This is a genomic window from Pseudomonas sp. FP2335, assembly GCF_030687535.1.
GTDB lineage: Bacteria > Pseudomonadota > Gammaproteobacteria > Pseudomonadales > Pseudomonadaceae > Aquipseudomonas.
The window spans coordinates 3,699,636-3,715,701 of sequence record NZ_CP117437.1 but is presented as its reverse complement, the minus strand read 5'-3'; the positions used below and the strand labels follow the sequence as shown (position 1 = coordinate 3,715,701).

Genomic DNA, 16,066 nt, shown 5'->3' with positions numbered 1-16,066 from the left:
TTGCCCGCGCTGGGGGGCGAAGCCGCCCCAAATCCCGGCACCTCGGTCTTTCTGATACACCGCGGCGGACCGTTTTGGGGCGGCTTCGCCCCCCAGCGCGGGGCAAGCCCGCTCACTACAAGGTTATCTGGGGGTTTTGATAAAGCCGGGTTTTAGGCCGAAGACCTCGACCCCTTGCGCCGTCGCTTGCCCGGTCGTGACCTTGACCCGTTCCACCGGCTTGTCCAGCGCCTCCCGGTACTCCACTTCACCGCCAGCGAGCGCCTGCGCCGGCACCACGATCGCCTGTGCATTGTTGTAAGTGACAATGGTCAACCGCGCACTCATGCCCAATCGCACCCGCTGCAACTGCTGTGGCGTGAGCTTGGGAATCGACAGGCTCACCGCAAACTGCGCGCTGCCCTGGCTGTCACCGGCAATCGCCAAGCCGCTGACCACGCTGACCACGCCGTTGAGCCGTTCGCCATCAAACCCGTCGCCGAGCACCTCCACGGCCTGGCCTTGATGCAACCTGTTGATGTCCAATTCCGAGACCTTGGCGACGATCTTCAACCGCTCGATATTCGCCAGGCCAAACAACACCTGGCCCTGGTTGACCTTGCTGCCGGCCTGCACCGGCGCGTTGTTGCTGCCTGGCGTCGAGGTATTGCCGGGGGCGGGCACCACGATTCCGGAGAACGGCGCCTTGACCTCGCGGCCTGCCAGCAGCGTGCGCAGGGCGTCGTATTTGACCGTGGCATTGGTCAGTTCCATGTCGGCGATCTGGCGGTATTCGCCCTTGCCCTGGTCGATGGCCTGTTGCAGTTCGCTGCGGGCCGCGGCGAGATCGAGTTGTTGCTGGCGGGTCTGTTGCTTGAGGTCGTCCAGTTCGTTGCGCGGGATGATGCCGCGCTGGAACAGGTTTTCGCTTTCACTGAGTTTGCGTTGGGTGTTGCCCGCGTTCATTTCGGCGGTGCGCAGGCTGCGCCGCGCGCGGCTGACGGCAGGGCTGCTGTCCCAGTCCTGCATCTCCTGCACGGTGCGACGTGCCTTGAGTTGGGCAGCGAGGGCTTCGCGCAGTTGCACTTCGAGGGTCGCCGGGTCCATGCGCAGCAACACCTGGCCCGCGTCGACCCGCTGGCCTTGCTCCACCAGGTTCGCCTCGACATTGCCATCGAAGGGCGCGGTGAGGATGAGGGTGGTGTCGGGCTCGATCTTGCCCACCAGGCCGATCTGATGCACCAGCGGCTCGGGGTTCACCGCCAGCCATTGCTCGGTGGCGGTGGCCGGGCTTTCGGCGGTGCTGCGCCAGGTCAGCCCGGCGCCGACCAACAGCACGATCAACCCGGCGCCCAGCAGGCGTTTTTGATTAGTAGTCATTGAGGGCGATTTCCCAACTTTCCAGCGTCATGCCCAGGGTCAAGTCGAGCTGGGTCTGGGCGTTCAGATAAGCGATCAGCGCATTGAGCTGCGCGTTTTCGGCATTGCGCAAATCGGCCTCGAAACTCAGCACCTGGAAGTTGGTGGAGCGCCCGGCGCTGAGTTTTTCCCGTTCGATCTCGATCTTGCGCCGCGACAGCTCCACGGCGCGCTGGGAGATTTCATATTGGCGCCAGCGGGTGCCGAGGTCGCGCACCACATCGTTGACACTGCGCTCCAGGGCCTGGCGGGCGTCGGTGATGCGGATCTGCTGGTCTTCCACGTTCACCCGCGCGCGCACTTCGGCCTGGCGCGTGCTGATGTCGCCGATGGGGATCTGCACCTGCACCCCGGCGTAGCTGTCCCAGGTGCGGTTGTTGCGGCTGCCGGCGTCGTTGTTATAAGCGTCACGGATCTGGTTGGCGCCGGCGACCAGGTCCACTTGCCAGCGTCCGGAATCCTTGGCGATCACCAGGTTGAGGTCGGCCTGTTGGCTGCCGAGCAGGGCGGCTAGGTATTCCGGCTGCTGGTTTTGCGCGAGGTTGAAGGCCTGGCCCTTGTCGATCTGCATGGGGCTGGCCTCGAGGGCTTCTGTGGCGCGAATCGGCGTGGACAGGTCCAGGGCCAGTAGGCGCAGCAACGCCAGGCGGGTGGTGTCGAGCTGGTTCCGGGCTTCTTCGACGCCCAGTTGCTGGGTGGCGATGTCGGCTTCGGTCTGCACGATTTCGAACTCGGCCATGCGCCCGGCACTGATCAATGCTTTGTTCACTTCCAGCAGGGTGTCGGAGCGTTTGAGCGCATCTTGCACGATGCTCAGTTGTTCCTGGGCGCGCAGCAGTTCGCGGTAGGTGGCGATGATCTGGCTGATGGTCTGCGCCACGGTGGCCTTGAGGTTGAGGCGGTTGGCCTGTTCCGCCAGGCGCGACAGGCGCAGTGGGGCGGTGGTGGCGTCCCAGCCGGCCCCCCGCATCAGCGGCTGGATCAGCGCCAGGTCGAGGCCGTCGCTGCGGTAGCGGCCGGCGCGATTGGCGTTGTTCAGTTGCTGGGTCCAGGCCATGCTCAGGCGCGTGCCGTACTCGCCGAGCAGGCTGGTGGCCGGTGCCACGTTGGCGTTGCGTGCGTTGTCGGCCGAACCGCGGGTGCTGCGGTAGTAGCTGTTGAGGGTGAGCTTGGGGCTGAAGACGTCTTCGGCCACGCGCAGGTCGAACTTCTGCGCCACCCGTTGCAGGTACGCGCTGCGGATCGCCGGATTGTTGCGCAGGCCCAGGTACACCGCATCGCCCAGGGTCAGGGCGGTGACCTGGGCATTCAACGAGACGCTGCGCGCGCTGCTGGGCGCCGAAGGGTTGATCAGCACGTCGGCGGCCATGCACGGCAGGCTGATCAGGGCGACGACGGCGAGCCATTTATTCATCGCGCAAGGCCTCCACCGGCTGCAACCGCGAGGCCGAGACCGCCGGGTAGATACCAAAGAACAGACCCACCAACAACGTACTGCCGACCCCAAGGGGCAGGGCGGCGACGGCCAGGGCAAACTCCCAGCCGGACAGCCAGGCGTACAGCCACGCGGCGCCCATGCCCAGCACCGCGCCGCACAGCGCGCCGACGGCGGTGAGGGTCACGGCTTCGAGCAGGAACAGGTTGCGGATGTCACGCTGACGCGCGCCGAGGGCCATGCGGATGCCGATTTCGCGGCGGCGCTGCGACACGTTCATCAGCATCACGTTCATCACGCCGACCCCGCCGCCCACCAGGGAGATCGCCCCCAGCGCCAGTAGCAGGTAGGCGAAGGTGCGGCTTTGCCGGGTCATGCCGTCGATCATTTGCTGGGGCACGGTGATGTCCACGCTGTGTTCGCTGAGCTGGGGTTGCAGCGCGGCGCTGGCGGCTGCGGCCATGTGCTCCATGTCCTGGCCGGGTGCGGCACGGATCACCACGTTGTTGATCTGCGGGGTGGCGTAGATGCGGCGCATGCCTTCGGCCGGGATAAACAGCGATTCGCCGCCCTGCACCGGCATCAACATCGCGCGCGGTTGGCGGTGCAGGATGCCGACGATGAGGAACAGGTAGTCGTTGATGCGTACCCGATCTCCCAGTTGCAGCGGGTCGCCGGGGGCGCTCAGGGCCTGCACGAGTTGGTCGCCGATCACCGCGTAGGTTTCATTGGCATCGAATTCCGACAAAAAACGCCCCTCGGCCAGGCTCAAGCGCATCGCATCTGGCAGGCCCGGCGTGCTGCCGACGTAGTTGGCGTTGGCCGTACGCCCATGGAACACGACGGGCCCGCTGAACAGGCTGAGCGCGCCGATATGCGCGATGCCCGGCACGGCCTGGCGGACGGCGTCGAGGTCGAGGCGCGCACGCATGGTCACCGCGTTGCTGCCCTTGGGCGGGAACCCGGCGATCAGGGTGTCGGTGCCCATGTCCTTGAAGATCATCGCGGCATCCACCGCCGCGTTGTGGCCGATATTGATCAATGCCACCACCGACGAGCTGCCGATCACGATGCCGAGCAACGCCAGCACCGAGCGCTTGCCCAGGGTGCGCAGGCTGAGGAACGCTTCATGCAGCAGTTGGCTCAGGCTCTGCTCGACCCGCAGGCTCATGGGTGCGCGGCCTCTTGCACCACGCCGTTGCGCACCAGGATCTTGCGCTCCAGGCGTGCGGCGATCTGCGGGTCATGGGTGACGATGATCAGGGTGACGTGCTGCTCGCGGTTGAGGGCCAGGAGCAGGTCCATGATGTCCTGGGCGGTGCTGCTGTCGAGGTTGCCGGTGGGTTCGTCGGCGAGGATCACCGAGGGGTTGCCCACCAGCGCCCGGGCGATGGCGACCCGTTGGCGCTGGCCGCCGGAGAGGTCGGCGGGGCGGTGGTGAGCGCGGTCGGCCAGGCCGACCTGTTCAAGCATGCGCAGCGCCTGCGCCACCGATTCATGGCGGGACACGCCGCGATAACTCAGGGGCAGGGCGACGTTATCGAGGGCACTGAGGCGCGGCAGCAGGTTGAAACTCTGGAATACAAAACCGATCTGCTGGTTGCGGATCGCGGCCAGTTCATCGGGCGTGGCGTTGAAGATGTCGTGGCCAGCGAAGTGGTACCTGCCACAGTTGGGCAAGTCGAGCAGGCCGAGGATATTGAGCAGGGTGCTTTTGCCGGAACCGGAGGCGCCGAGAATACCGCAGCTGTCGCCACGGGCGATGGACAGGCACACATCATTGAGAATGGACAATGGCTGCCCGGCCAACTGGTAGCGTTTGCCGATGCCTTGCAGGGAGATCAAGCCTGGGTGCGCGGGGGTATCTGTCATCATGACTACGCCTTCAGTCTCGACGCTACCCCGTACTCCCGGTAAAGCCTTGTAACAAGATCGGGTGCTGCCGGGTAGGCGTCATGGACCGGTTTTATTTCTTGTTTTTAAAATATTCTTTGAATAGTAACCGCGTTCAATGCGCTTCGCCAGCCATGGATGTAGAGCGGTTTTACCCTTTGAAACGAAGTTCCCGCTGGCCGTTTCGAGCCCCCATCAACCCCTTTGACCAGCCTCCATGTCCCCGTTTTCAAAGGCTTTGGATAGCATGGTGGTGTGTCACTACTTGCTTTCGACGGGCGGCCCCGGTATAAAAAATCAAATTATTTTTTAAAACAATATTTCCGCCGTGGAACTCTTATGGTCGCGAAGAAACTCAGCGCTCCAAACGTTACCAAAACTCGATTGCTGGATGCGACTGAGGCCCTCTTTATCAAGTACGGATATGACGCGGTTTTGTTACGCCAGATTACCGAACGTGCCCAAGTCAACCTGGCCGCCGTGAACTATCACTTCGGGGACAAGGATTCCCTGATGAAAACCCTGTTGATGCAACGCCTGGAGCCGCTCAACGAGCAGCGCCTGGAGCTGCTGGCCCGCTGCGAGGCCGAATCCGACGGCCCCCTCGATTGCGACACCCTGCTCGGCGTGCTGTTCGCCCCGGCCATGGGCCTGGAACGCAGCGACCCAGCCAGTGGGGAAGGCCGTTCGTTCATCCGCTTCCTCGGTCGCGTGTACAGCGACACCTCGCCGTTTATCCAGGAATACCTCAAGGTGCATTACCAGCCGGTGTTCCAGCGTTTCTTCGAAGCCTTCGCCCTGGCCTTGCCGGACCTGCCGCGCAATGAACTGGGCGTACGCCTGCAATTTGCGCTCAAGGCGATTTCCGGAGTGATGGCCGGCACGGAACTGCGCCTGCTGATGAACTCCATGAGCCTGGGCCGCCCGGCGACGGATGCCGAGGTGATGGCCAAGTTGATCACGTTGGTGTCGGCGGCCATTCGTGTCCCGCAACAGAGCCCCGAGGCTGAAACCGCGTTGGCGCGGGTATTGGATACCCAGCGTGCGATTCGTGAACAGGCGGCGGCGCCGGTCGCCAAGGCTTCGCGTTAAAGCAGATCCGAGGCAAAAAAAAAGCCCGCTGGGGCGGCGGGCTTGATATGCAACATTTGTAACGGATGAGGCTTCACACTACGGCTGCAGATGTGAATAAATCGTGAAAAATATGTAGGGAAAGATGTGAACCCACTTGCAAAGCACAAATGTCACGCTCGCAAGATGACCACGCAATGCAGTACCACTCGTCGTGACTGTCAGTTCTGACAGGTAGACGCTAAGACTCTCCAGGAGTTTGATTTCCTTGTCTCGTGGCCTGAAAGGCCCGCGTTCAAGGAGTTCAATCATGTCTAAAGAACCAGCGGTGCAGTCGCACCTGCCTGTTTGTTGCCAGCCTTCCACGCACGTCAATGATCTTGAACCGCCGATTTTTTCCAACCCGGTACTAGGTGTAGTGGGGGCAGATATAGGCTTGGGCGCACGCCATCTTCAGCCCTATTTGCTTGTCACGCTCTCCCGATGGACCGGATTAAGCATCGGCGATACTTTTGAGATTTACGCGCAGAATAGTGTCATCCCACTGGCGTCGGACTTTGTCAGGTCCGGCGAGGAAACCAATAGCTTCTTCCGGCTTGTCATAGAAGAAGAACGGTTTCCGCTAGGCCTCACATTTCCGGTGTTTTCACGTGTGGTTCGAAATGGCCCCGGCACCCCTAGCACCTCGGACAATCTGACTGTTTTCGCCAAGGTGGAAAGGCCAGGTCTCGACGAGCAGCCTGGGCTGGGCTACCACGATAAACTGCAGTTGAGTTTGCCTGCTGACCTGGCAGGCCCTGGTGCAGTCTTGACGCCAGAGCGTGCGGCGCTAGGTGTGACGCTGACCATCGATTACCCCGGCAAACGTGTGCGCGATAAGGTGTATCTGTACTGGGACACAATCTTGAATTTGGTGATCTTTGAGCTCGATGATGAGCATGCTGAAGGCCTGAAACCGATTGAGGTGGAGGTCCCCCCTGCGATCATTGGTACCGGCAGCGGGCTGATATCTATCCGCTATCAGGTTTTTGATGAGGTTGAAAATCGCTCGGGGCATGTTGAACACTTTTCTCAAGCTGTGAACCTGCTAGCCGAGCTAGATCCGAGCCTGCTTGAGCGCGCGTACTTCCAAGTCAACTTTATGGACGCGACAACAGTCAACTATGACGAAGAGGCGGGAAGCAATTTCCGGGTCGAGGTTGTTACTCCTCGTCGGCTGCCAGATGGAAGCTTGACGCCTGCGGGCGCTCGTATCGTAGTGACGTTGAGCTGTACCCGCGCCGATAGTTCCACCTTTACAGTGGAATTGCCCGATGCCTTGGTTAATCCGGGCCGGTCCAGTTTTTTCAATGTAGATGAGGACATTATCAAACAGTTGGTCCAGGGCTCGATGAAGATTACCTGGCGGCTGGATTTCCCATTGGGAACATCAATAGCCACCTCCCAGTCGTTGACGGTCCTGATCTCCGGCACGATTGCGAATATGCCGGCGGTCAATGTGGTGCAAGCCCTGGGGGGCGTGGTAGACCCCAGCGAACCTTTCGTCACCGTTGAGTATCCCAACCCGTCCTTCACCCCCTACGACCCCGGTTACCTGGTCACCCTCTGTATGGAGGCTTACTTGCCGGGCGGGGGGATTGTCTCCTATGAAGTCAGCCACATCGCAGGCGATCCACCGCCGCCAACGCGTTTTCGCACGGTCTCTAACGCCATTTTTTCGCGGTTCATTGGGTTGGGCCCAGTGAGGGTTTTCTATAAGGTCGACGATGGCGTGGTCCGCCTGCTGGGGGCGGGCACGCAAACCGTTCGCGAGTCCGAATCGACGTTCGTGGAGTTCGGCCCTCGATTAGCTGAAATGCCACGGCCGGAAATCGATAGGGTCGATGATCAGGACAACTTGGACCCGCGTGACCTGTTTGGTCAGCTCGATATCACACTGCCCTATTTGAGGACCGCCCCCGGCGACCTCTTTCAATGGCGCCTGGTAGGAAGCGCCCCGACCGGCAGTACCAACGGTGAAATCCGTCTCAGCACAGCGACAGCGGGTAGACCTGTTCTATTTTCACTGGACAGGCACTACGCAGACGCCAATCTCGGCGGGACTATCCGCTTGAGTTATTCCCTGATTCCTGCGAATGGCTCGCGGCCGTTGCATTCTGAAGTGCTTGAAGTAACCGTTGGTAGCCCGATAGGCACGTTGCTCCGCCCAGAGGTACTGGAAGCGCAGAAAAACCCCGACAAGTTGCAAGCCGAGGCGGCACTAAACGGCGCGACAGTCCGGGTTACGACTCCGCAGATCCTGCCCTCTGATGAAATTAAAATGTGCTTTACAGGTGATGATGGCGTTGGGACCTATTGCGAAACCAAGCCTGGCAATACATTCAAAACTGTTGACTTTGATGTGCCGGCGGAAACGGTGGGGGCTAACATTCAGGCTGGCGGAAGGTTCATCACCGTGCAGTACTGGTTGATCCGCGGAGGGCGGGAAACACCGTCGCCGGCACTAAGTCTGGAACTGTTGCCACCGACGTTTCAGCAACCCGTCATCCAAGGGCATAGCGGCGATACGCTCAACACGGGTGCACTTGTTGGCACGGAACTGGTGATGGCAGGGCCCTGGCACTTTGCCCAAGAATTCCAACGGGTTTGGCTGGAGTATCACGGCAAAAATGCTGATGACACTGACTACGAGCGCGTGTTGTTGGATGGTGAACTTGTTGGCAGCGGCGGCGTGACGAGTGGCATTAGCACCCCGGCATTGGTGTCTGAATTGCGTACGCTCAAGAATGCTTCGGAACTGGAGTTACGTTGCTGGGTCAGCTTCAACCGCAGCGCAAACAAGACCGATGCATTGATGTTTCCAGTGCGCAAATACACCGTTCAGCATTTAACTTTCATTACGCCTACTCTGACCGTACACGACTCACGGGGCCAGCTGGCCAACAACGCTACTACCTACGACACTAGCGTGACGCTTAAGGGCAAAGCCACAGCCAACCAGCAAGTCCGGCTATATGAAAACAACGTTCAGCTGATCGATCGTCCGGTAAACGCGAGTGGGGACTGGAGCTATACGCGTACTCTTGCTCAGGTTCGCAGTTATGCATACAGGGCAGTGGGGTTATATGACACCCAGCCTTCGTCTGGCACCACGACCATTCAGCGGGGGGCTGCCCTCTCCATAAATACCGGAGCAGTTACACTGAACCAACGTATCTGGTTATGGAGAGATGACCCAAACTATGCACCTCACAGCGGTCCAGGTGTCTTTACGCGATCTGCCACTGGCGGCCGCACTCCTTACACCTACCGCTCAAACAATGAAGCGTGTGCGCGGGTGAATTCGCAGACGGGAGCAGTCAGCGTCCGTGGTAATGGAAGCGCGTACATCACGGTGACTGATGCTGATGGCAATGTACTGGGTTATACCGTTAGCGTAGGCGGTGTGAAGTACTTCATGGACTTTGGCGGTGGTGGTGGTTATCACGAGAGTGGCAGCCAGGCAAGTGGCCGAGGAGGGCGGTTGCCGAGCTTGGGTGAGCTTCGGGAGATCTATGATGTGTATGGTGGCGGGAGCTGGCGGGGGCAAGCTCACCAAGCGTTCTGGTCAACTGACAGTGCCGGCTTCTTGGCTCGTTACGGTAAGAACCTTTATAGCGGTGGTGAGATCAATGCGTCTGAACTGGGGAATTTGTTGACGTTGGTTATTTTCTGACAGGTGGTGAACCGGAGCAGATGCTTTTGTATCTGTTCCGGTTTTCGCTTGTTTAGATGCTCCACCGGATTGACGTTTTTGCTAGCCGCGCACGCATCGCATCGACATTGCTCAACAACTGCAACGTCAACAACTGATACCCATCCAGAGCACTATAGACCGGTGTATCCAGCACAGGCTCCGCTGCTGTGATGTTGCCGTGCCGCTCCAAGCGCTCCACCACCCCCGACTTCAACGCCCGCGCCATCCCCACCAACTGCACGCGAATCTGTCGATGTTCGGCCTTCAACATCACTTGCATCCGCGCCATCGCCTGTTCATCGCGAGGATCGGGACGCGTGTTGCCAAGAATCTCCAGGGTGCTGATGCACAGGCGCAGATGACGCTGGATAGCGTCCAATTCGGTCATGGAAATTTTGACTTCCTTGGACACCGAGGGCATCAGCGAGCGCAATTGCAGCATCGCCGCATTCAGGCGGTTAAGCAGTTTGAAATGCTCATCATCGGTGACCGACCGCCCGCTGATAATCCGGCTATAAATCTCGGCACAATCACGCAACGCACTGGCCAGGTTGTAGCGCCACGAATACACCGCATACAACGGCAGGGCGAACGAGAAGGCCAGGGCCAGCACGATGCCAATGAGGATGTCGACGGTGCGCCACAAGCCATCCGATATAGGGTTGTCGCCATGCCCGGCGACGATAAACACCGTGATCGCCGACAGCAGCGCGATGTACCCGCCCTTGCCGATGGCGTGATAGGAAAAGAACCCGCACACCACGGACATCAGCAAGTAGGTCAGCAGCGGCTGGCCCAGCCACGCCTGTTGCAGCACCAGCAGCAAGCCGACGCTGGCGCCGATCAAGGTGCCGTAGGCGCGCTCCACGGCTTTCTTGCCGATATTGCCGTGGTGCTGCAAGCCGCCGATCACGATGAGCATGGTCACCGACGCCCACTCGCCGTGGGGCAGGTTGATCCCGGTGGTCAGCAGGATCGTCGCCAGCAGGCCGATGGACACGCGCACGGCGTGGATCAGCTTGGCGTGGCGATAGCGGCGGTACGGGTCGAGCAGCGGGCGCAGCAGGCGCCGGGCGAAGAGGGGCAGGTTCATCGGTACTAAAATGGCCTCAATAGTCAGGACGCGTGCAGTCAACTGTGGGAGCTGGCTTACCTGCGATTGCATCACCCTGGTCTGACTGAAAGACCGAGGTGCCTGCATCGCAGGCAAGCCAGCTCCCACAAAAGCCAGCCCCACACAAGACTGGCCAGCGGTGTGTTTAGAAGATGTAGTCGGTCGTCAGGAAGCTGGAGTCACGGTTTTTCAGGATATCGCTGACCAATGCCTTGTTGCTCTCCTGGAACTTGGTCGCCACCAACGTACGGATCGAGAACACGCGCAAGGCGTCATGCACCGACAGCGTGCCCTCGGCCGAGTTCTTGCGCCCGTTGAACGGGAAGGTGTCCGGCCCGCGCTGGCACTGGGCGTTGATATTGATGCGGCCGACCTGGTTGGCGAAGGTGTCCACCAGCTTGCCGACGGCTTCGGGGTTGGTGCCGAAAATACTCAACTGCTGGCCGAAATCCGAGTCCAGCACGTAGTCGATCACGGTCTCCAGGTCGCGGTAAGGCACGATCGGCACCACAGGGCCGAACTGTTCTTCGTGGTATACGCGCATCTGCGGGTTCACCGGGTACAGCACCGCCGGGTAGAAGAACGAACCGCGGCTTTCGCCGCCATGGGCGTTCACCACCTGGGCGCCGTGTTGCGCGGCATCGGCCACCAGGCCGTTGAGGTAGTCGACCTTGCCGGCTTCCGGCAGCGGCGTCAGCGAAACACCGTCTTCCCACGGCATCCCGGGTTTGAGGGTGGTCAGCTTCTGGTTGAATTTCTCAATAAAGCTGGCGACTACGTCTTCATGTACAAAGAGGATTTTCAACGCGGTGCAACGCTGGCCGTTGAACGACAAGGAGCCGGTGACGGCCTCGCTCACTGCGTTGTCCAGGTCCACCTCGGGCAGCACGATGCCAGGGTTTTTCGCATCCAGGCCCAGCGCCGCGCGCAAGCGGTGGGGTTTTGGATGCAGCTTTTTCAGGTCGCTGGCAGCCTTGTTGGTGCCGATAAACGCAAAGATGTCGATCTTGCCGCTGGCCATCAGCGCGCTGACGGTCTCGCGGCCGCTGCCGTAGATCACGTTGATCACCCCGGCCGGGAAGCTGTCGCAGAACGCTTCGAGCAACGGGCGAATCAACAGCACGCCAAGCTTGGCCGGCTTGAACACCACGGTGTTGCCCATGATCAGCGCCGGGATCAGCGTGGTGAACGTCTCGTTGAGCGGATAATTGTAGGGGCCCATGCACAGTGCCACGCCCAGGGGGACGCGGCGGATCTGGCCGAGGGTGTCCTGCTCCAGCTCGAAGCGGCTGGAGCGGCGGTCGAGTTCCTTGAGGGCGTTGATGGTGTCGGTGATGTAGTCGCAGGTGCGGTCGAATTCTTTCTGCGAGTCCTTGAGGTTCTTGCCGATTTCCCACATCAGCAGCTTGACCACCACGTCGCGCTGCTCGCGCATGCGGTGCAAAAACGCTTCGACGTGCCTGATGCGCTCGACCACGCGCATCGTCGGCCATTCACCCTGGCCACGGTCGTAGGCGCGCACGGCGGCGTCGAGGGCGGTGAGGGCGGTGTCGGCGTCCAGCAACGGCGTGCTGCCGATATGCACGCGTTTTTCACCCAGTTGCACCGGGCTCTGCACCTGGGCGAGCGGCCCATTCCAGATCCGCAACTGGCCATCGACCAGATACTCGCGCTGTTCAATAGGCGCCGCCAGGCGGTATTGCTCGGGAATCTCGGCGGCGGAGGCGGGAAACAGCTGGGCGAGCAGGTTGCTGGTGGTCATGTCGCTACCCCTGGAATAGTTGCAAAACATGACTAGAGAGTCACCCATCAACAGGCTCTAAGGCAAGGCTTGTGCGCATTCTTGTACTCACGCTTGCGCGCGGCGGTTAAACTGCGCGCCTTATTTTGAAGGAGTTCACATGAGTCAGTACCAGCCGGGCATTCTTGCCGCACCGGTGCCTTTGCAGGCACGCCATCTGTTTTTTGCCGTGGCTTCCCTGGACGCTGTGCCCGCTGCGCTGGACGCACTGGTGCAGTTGACGGATTCGGCAGTGGTCGGTTTCGGTGAGCCGCTGGTGACTGCGCTCGGTGCGCAGATCGATGGCCTGCGTACGTTCCCGACCGTCAGCGGCCCGGGCGCGCATAACCCGTCCACCCAGCATGCGCTGTGGGTCTGGCTGCATGGCGTGGATCGCGGTGAACTGCTGTTGCGCAGCCGCGCGCTGGAAAAAGCCCTGGCCCCGGCGTTCAGTCTTGTGCAGTCGACCGAAGGCTTCCGCTACAAGACCGGTTTCGACCTCACCGACTACGAAGACGGCACCGAAAACCCCCACGACGACGCTGCCGTCGAGGCCGCCTTGACCGACAGCGGCGCCAGCTTCGCCGCAATCCAGCAATGGCAGCACGACCTCGATGGCTTCGCCGCGTTGCCGGCCCAGGAGCGCGACCACATCATCGGCCGCCGCCATGGCGACAACGAAGAACTCGACGACGCCCCGGAATCTGCCCACACCAAACGCACCGCCCAGGAAAGCTTCACCCCGGAAGCCTTTGTGGTCCGCCGCTCGATGCCTTGGGCCGAGAACGGCCAGGCAGGGTTGATGTTCCTTGCGTTCGGCCATTCGTTCGATGCGTTCGAAGCGCAACTGCGCCGCATGAGCGGCCTGGAAGACGGGATTGTCGATGGCCTGTATCGCATCAGTACGCCGTTGACCGGCGGATATTACTGGTGCCCGCCGATCAACGAAGGGCGTTTGGACCTGAGCGCGCTGGCGCGTTGAGCACGGCTTAACATGAAAATGCTGACAGCCCTGTAATCAGCCACTGAAAAAACTCCGCGCAGCCCTTACTCTAGACACCTTTGTCACCTGCGCGGATCGTTCATGTCTTCTGTTGCCGATGGGTTGCCCCTCAATAAACGCCTGCCTGCCGTGATTGCGATTTCCCTGGGGATCGGCATGGCGACCCTAGACACGGCCATCGTCAATACCGCGTTACCGACCTTGGCGGAAGGCATCGGCACGGATTCCGCGTCGGTGATCTGGGTGGTCAACGCCTACCAACTGGCGATCATCGCCACCGTGCTGCCGTTCGCGTCGCTGAGCGATGTGCTGGGGCACCGCCGGGTGTATCTCGGCGGCTTACTGCTGTTTATCGTCTCGTCACTGTTTTGCGGCCTGGCCGGTTCGCTGCAGACCCTGACCGCCGCGCGGGTGGTGCAGGGCCTGGGCGCCGCGGCGATCATGAGCGTGAATACCGCGTTGCTGCGGCATATCTACCCGTCCAACATGCTTGGCCGCGGCCTGGGCTATAACTCGCTGGTGGTGGGGCTGGCGTTTACCCTCGGGCCGACGGCGGCGTCGGCGATTTTGTCGGTCAGCACCTGGCACTGGCTGTACCTGATCAACGTGCCGCTGGGGGTGTTGGCCTTGGTCCTGGGCCTGCGTTCGTTGCCCACCTTGCCGATGACCGGGCACGCGTTCGACCGCCTCGCGGCGTTGTTGTGTGCTGGATTGTTCGCCCTGTTGGTGCTTGGCCTGGGCACGGCGGTGCATGGTGCCCAGGGGGCGTTGACGTTGGGGTTGATTGCGTTGGCGCTGGTCTGCGGTGTGTTACTGCTGCGGCGTCAGGCCGGGCATCCCGCGCCGATGCTGGCCCTGGATCTGTTCAAGCGGCCGCTGTTTGCCTTGTCGTCCCTGACGGCGATTTGCGCCTTCAGTGCCCAAGGCCTGGCCTTTGTGTCGTTGCCTTTCCTGCTGCAGGCGGTGTTGGGCCATAGCCAGGTGCAAACCGGTTTCCTGATGACGCCTTGGCCGGCAGTGGTCGCGGTGATGGCGCTGGTGGCCGGACGCTTGGCGGACCGGGTGTCACTGGGGCTGTTGTGCGGCATTGGCCTGTTGCTGCTCAGTGCCGGTATGGCCGCATTGGCCAGCCTGGGCGATGGGGCGTCGGCGTTCGATATTGGCTGGCGGATGGCGTTGTGTGGCGCCGGTTTTGGCTTCTTCCAGTCACCCAACCTCAAGGCCTTGATGACCAGTGCGCCGTTGGCCCGCAGCGGCGGCGCCAGTGGCATCGTGGCGATTTCACGCTTGCTTGGGCAGACATTGGGCGCGTCGTTGGTGGCATTGTGTTTTCACCTGTTCGTCGACAGCGGCCCGCAAGTCGCATTGTGGCTGGGCTGTGGCTTTGCCTTGGTGGGGGCGGTGGCCAGCGGCCTGCGTCTGTTGCCCTACGGAAAAAAGGCCGGGTAGGGCGTTGTAAAACACGCGTGTGGAAGGCTACCGTGGCGACCTGGATATTTCGGGATGTTTCAGTTTTATGACCAGCCTGGCCCAACGTACTGCTGACACGACCTCTCGCCGGGCTGCACTGACCCTCGCTTTCTGCCTGCCCAGTGACGTGCTGCTGTACTTGTTGCTGCCAATGGAATCCCAAGCGTTTGGCATTACCCTGGCCCAGGCCGGGGTGTTGCTGGCGGCCAATCGCCTGGTGCGGATTTTCGGTTACCGGCATGTGCTGAATTTCTACGCACGCAACGGCGACCGTCTGACTTGCATGATCGCCGCCGCTGCGGCGACGCTGTGCGCCCTGGGCAATTCAATGTTGTCGGGCTTCGCCGCCTTGTTGGGGCTGCGGCTGATCTGGGGCCTGTGTTTTGCCGCGCTGAACCTGTCGACCCAAGTACTCGCCACCTCAGAGCCAGCCGGTGCCGCACGCCGTGCCGGGCGCTCGCGGGCGGTGATCGCCCTGGGGCCCATGCTGGCGCTGCCACTGGGCGGTTGGCTGACGCTGTGGGCCGGTCCGCGGCCGATCTTCCTTATTCTTGCTGGCGCCTGCCTGGTGGGCCTGTGGATGGCGCGCGGCTTGCCCACTGCGGGCCATGATCTGCACAGCACCGGGCGCCGCTTCAAGTGGCCCGACAGTGTGGCGATGTGGTCGTTTATCGAAGGCGTGGCGTTGGATGGGTTGTTTATTTTCGGTCTGTCGATCCAAGCGCAGAAGATTCTCGGCGGCGACGCGGTACTGATCGCCGGTGGTTTGATGGCGCTGCGTTATCTTTCGGAAATGCTCCTGAGCCCGTTGGGCGGTCGCGCGGCACAGCGATTTGGCGCGACCTCGATGTTGCTGCTGTTTTCGTTCCTGAGTGCCTTGGCCCTGACGGCGTTTTCCAGCTACTGGGTGATTGCGGGCGCGGCCGCGGTGCTGGTGCTGCGTGCGCTGCAACTGCCGTTGGTGACCACCCTGGTGGCCGAGCGCAACCCGGGTTCGATGCGCGTCTCGGCGCTCGCGTCAAATGCCGTGTGGCGTGACATCGGCGCGGGCCTCGGACCGTTGCTGGCGGGTTTACTGCTGCCGGTAGCCTCGGCACCGCTGGTGTTTGGCCTGGCCGGCGCGGCGATTGCGCTGAGTGCGTTGTTTTGCTGGCGGGCGCGCTGAC

Annotated in this window: 11 protein-coding genes; 5 read left to right on the top strand and 6 right to left on the bottom strand. The window is 61.5% G+C overall.

The annotated features are described in order from the left end of the window. Positions 1 to 123 precede the first annotated feature (123 nt). From PSH81_RS16575 to PSH81_RS16560, 4 genes are read right to left on the bottom strand one after another with little or no spacing between them, the layout of a single operon-like run. Positions 124 to 1,359 carry an efflux RND transporter periplasmic adaptor subunit gene (locus PSH81_RS16575; RefSeq protein ID WP_305391096.1) on the bottom strand — a complete coding sequence of 412 codons (1,236 nt, stop codon included), beginning with the start codon at positions 1,357 to 1,359 and terminating at the stop codon, positions 124 to 126. Further along, on the bottom strand, positions 1,349 to 2,812 hold the full coding sequence (locus PSH81_RS16570) for a TolC family protein (protein WP_226456396.1): 1,464 nt from the start codon (positions 2,810 to 2,812) through the stop codon (positions 1,349 to 1,351). The genes PSH81_RS16575 and PSH81_RS16570 overlap by 11 nt, the downstream gene beginning before the upstream one ends. Continuing rightward, entirely contained in the window at positions 2,805 to 4,004 is a 1,200-nt protein-coding gene (locus tag PSH81_RS16565; protein WP_226456395.1) for an ABC transporter permease, read from the bottom strand. The genes PSH81_RS16570 and PSH81_RS16565 overlap by 8 nt, the downstream gene beginning before the upstream one ends. After that, the gene (locus PSH81_RS16560) at positions 4,001 to 4,708 is read right to left on the bottom strand and encodes an ABC transporter ATP-binding protein (protein WP_192296578.1); all 708 of its coding nucleotides are present in this window, start codon (positions 4,706 to 4,708) and stop codon (positions 4,001 to 4,003) included. The genes PSH81_RS16565 and PSH81_RS16560 overlap by 4 nt, the downstream gene beginning before the upstream one ends. Before the next feature lie 357 nt (positions 4,709 to 5,065). Between PSH81_RS16560 and PSH81_RS16555 the strand changes: the two genes are divergently transcribed. Together PSH81_RS16555 and PSH81_RS16550 are read left to right on the top strand one after the other, a co-directional pair. Further along, positions 5,066 to 5,818 (top strand): TetR/AcrR family transcriptional regulator, encoded by a 753-nt coding sequence (locus PSH81_RS16555; protein WP_192296577.1) that lies wholly within the window; start codon positions 5,066 to 5,068, stop codon positions 5,816 to 5,818. Positions 5,819 to 6,107: 289 nt separating this feature from the next. Next, positions 6,108 to 9,512, top strand: coding sequence for a hypothetical protein (locus PSH81_RS16550; protein WP_305391095.1), 3,405 nt, complete (start codon positions 6,108 to 6,110; stop codon positions 9,510 to 9,512). A gap of 52 nt (positions 9,513 to 9,564) precedes the next feature. On the opposite strand, the gene PSH81_RS16545 is transcribed toward PSH81_RS16550, so the two are convergent. After that, a complete protein-coding gene (locus PSH81_RS16545) occupies positions 9,565 to 10,626 on the bottom strand; it encodes an FUSC family protein (protein WP_226456393.1) in 1,062 nt (353 codons plus the stop codon). A 166-nt stretch (positions 10,627 to 10,792) separates the two neighbouring features. Beyond that, positions 10,793 to 12,409 carry an NADP-dependent glyceraldehyde-3-phosphate dehydrogenase gene (locus PSH81_RS16540; RefSeq protein ID WP_305391094.1) on the bottom strand — a complete coding sequence of 539 codons (1,617 nt, stop codon included), beginning with the start codon at positions 12,407 to 12,409 and terminating at the stop codon, positions 10,793 to 10,795. Between the two features lie 139 nt (positions 12,410 to 12,548). Here PSH81_RS16540 and PSH81_RS16535 point away from each other — a divergent pair, with 139 nt between their 5' ends. The 3 genes from PSH81_RS16535 to PSH81_RS16525 all read left to right on the top strand — a co-directional run bounded on the left by PSH81_RS16535 (position 12,549) and on the right by PSH81_RS16525 (position 16,065). Further along, positions 12,549 to 13,409, top strand: a complete 861-nt coding sequence (locus PSH81_RS16535) for a Dyp-type peroxidase (RefSeq protein WP_305391093.1) — start codon at positions 12,549 to 12,551, stop codon at positions 13,407 to 13,409. Positions 13,410 to 13,511: 102 nt separating this feature from the next. Next, complete coding sequence (locus PSH81_RS16530) at positions 13,512 to 14,879, top strand: MFS transporter (protein ID WP_305391092.1); 1,368 nt, start codon at positions 13,512 to 13,514, stop codon at positions 14,877 to 14,879. Positions 14,880 to 14,946: 67 nt separating this feature from the next. Next, positions 14,947 to 16,065: an MFS transporter gene (locus PSH81_RS16525; RefSeq protein WP_192296571.1), complete on the top strand. Its 1,119-nt coding sequence runs from the start codon at positions 14,947 to 14,949 to the stop codon at positions 16,063 to 16,065. Position 16,066: the final 1 nt, after the last annotated feature.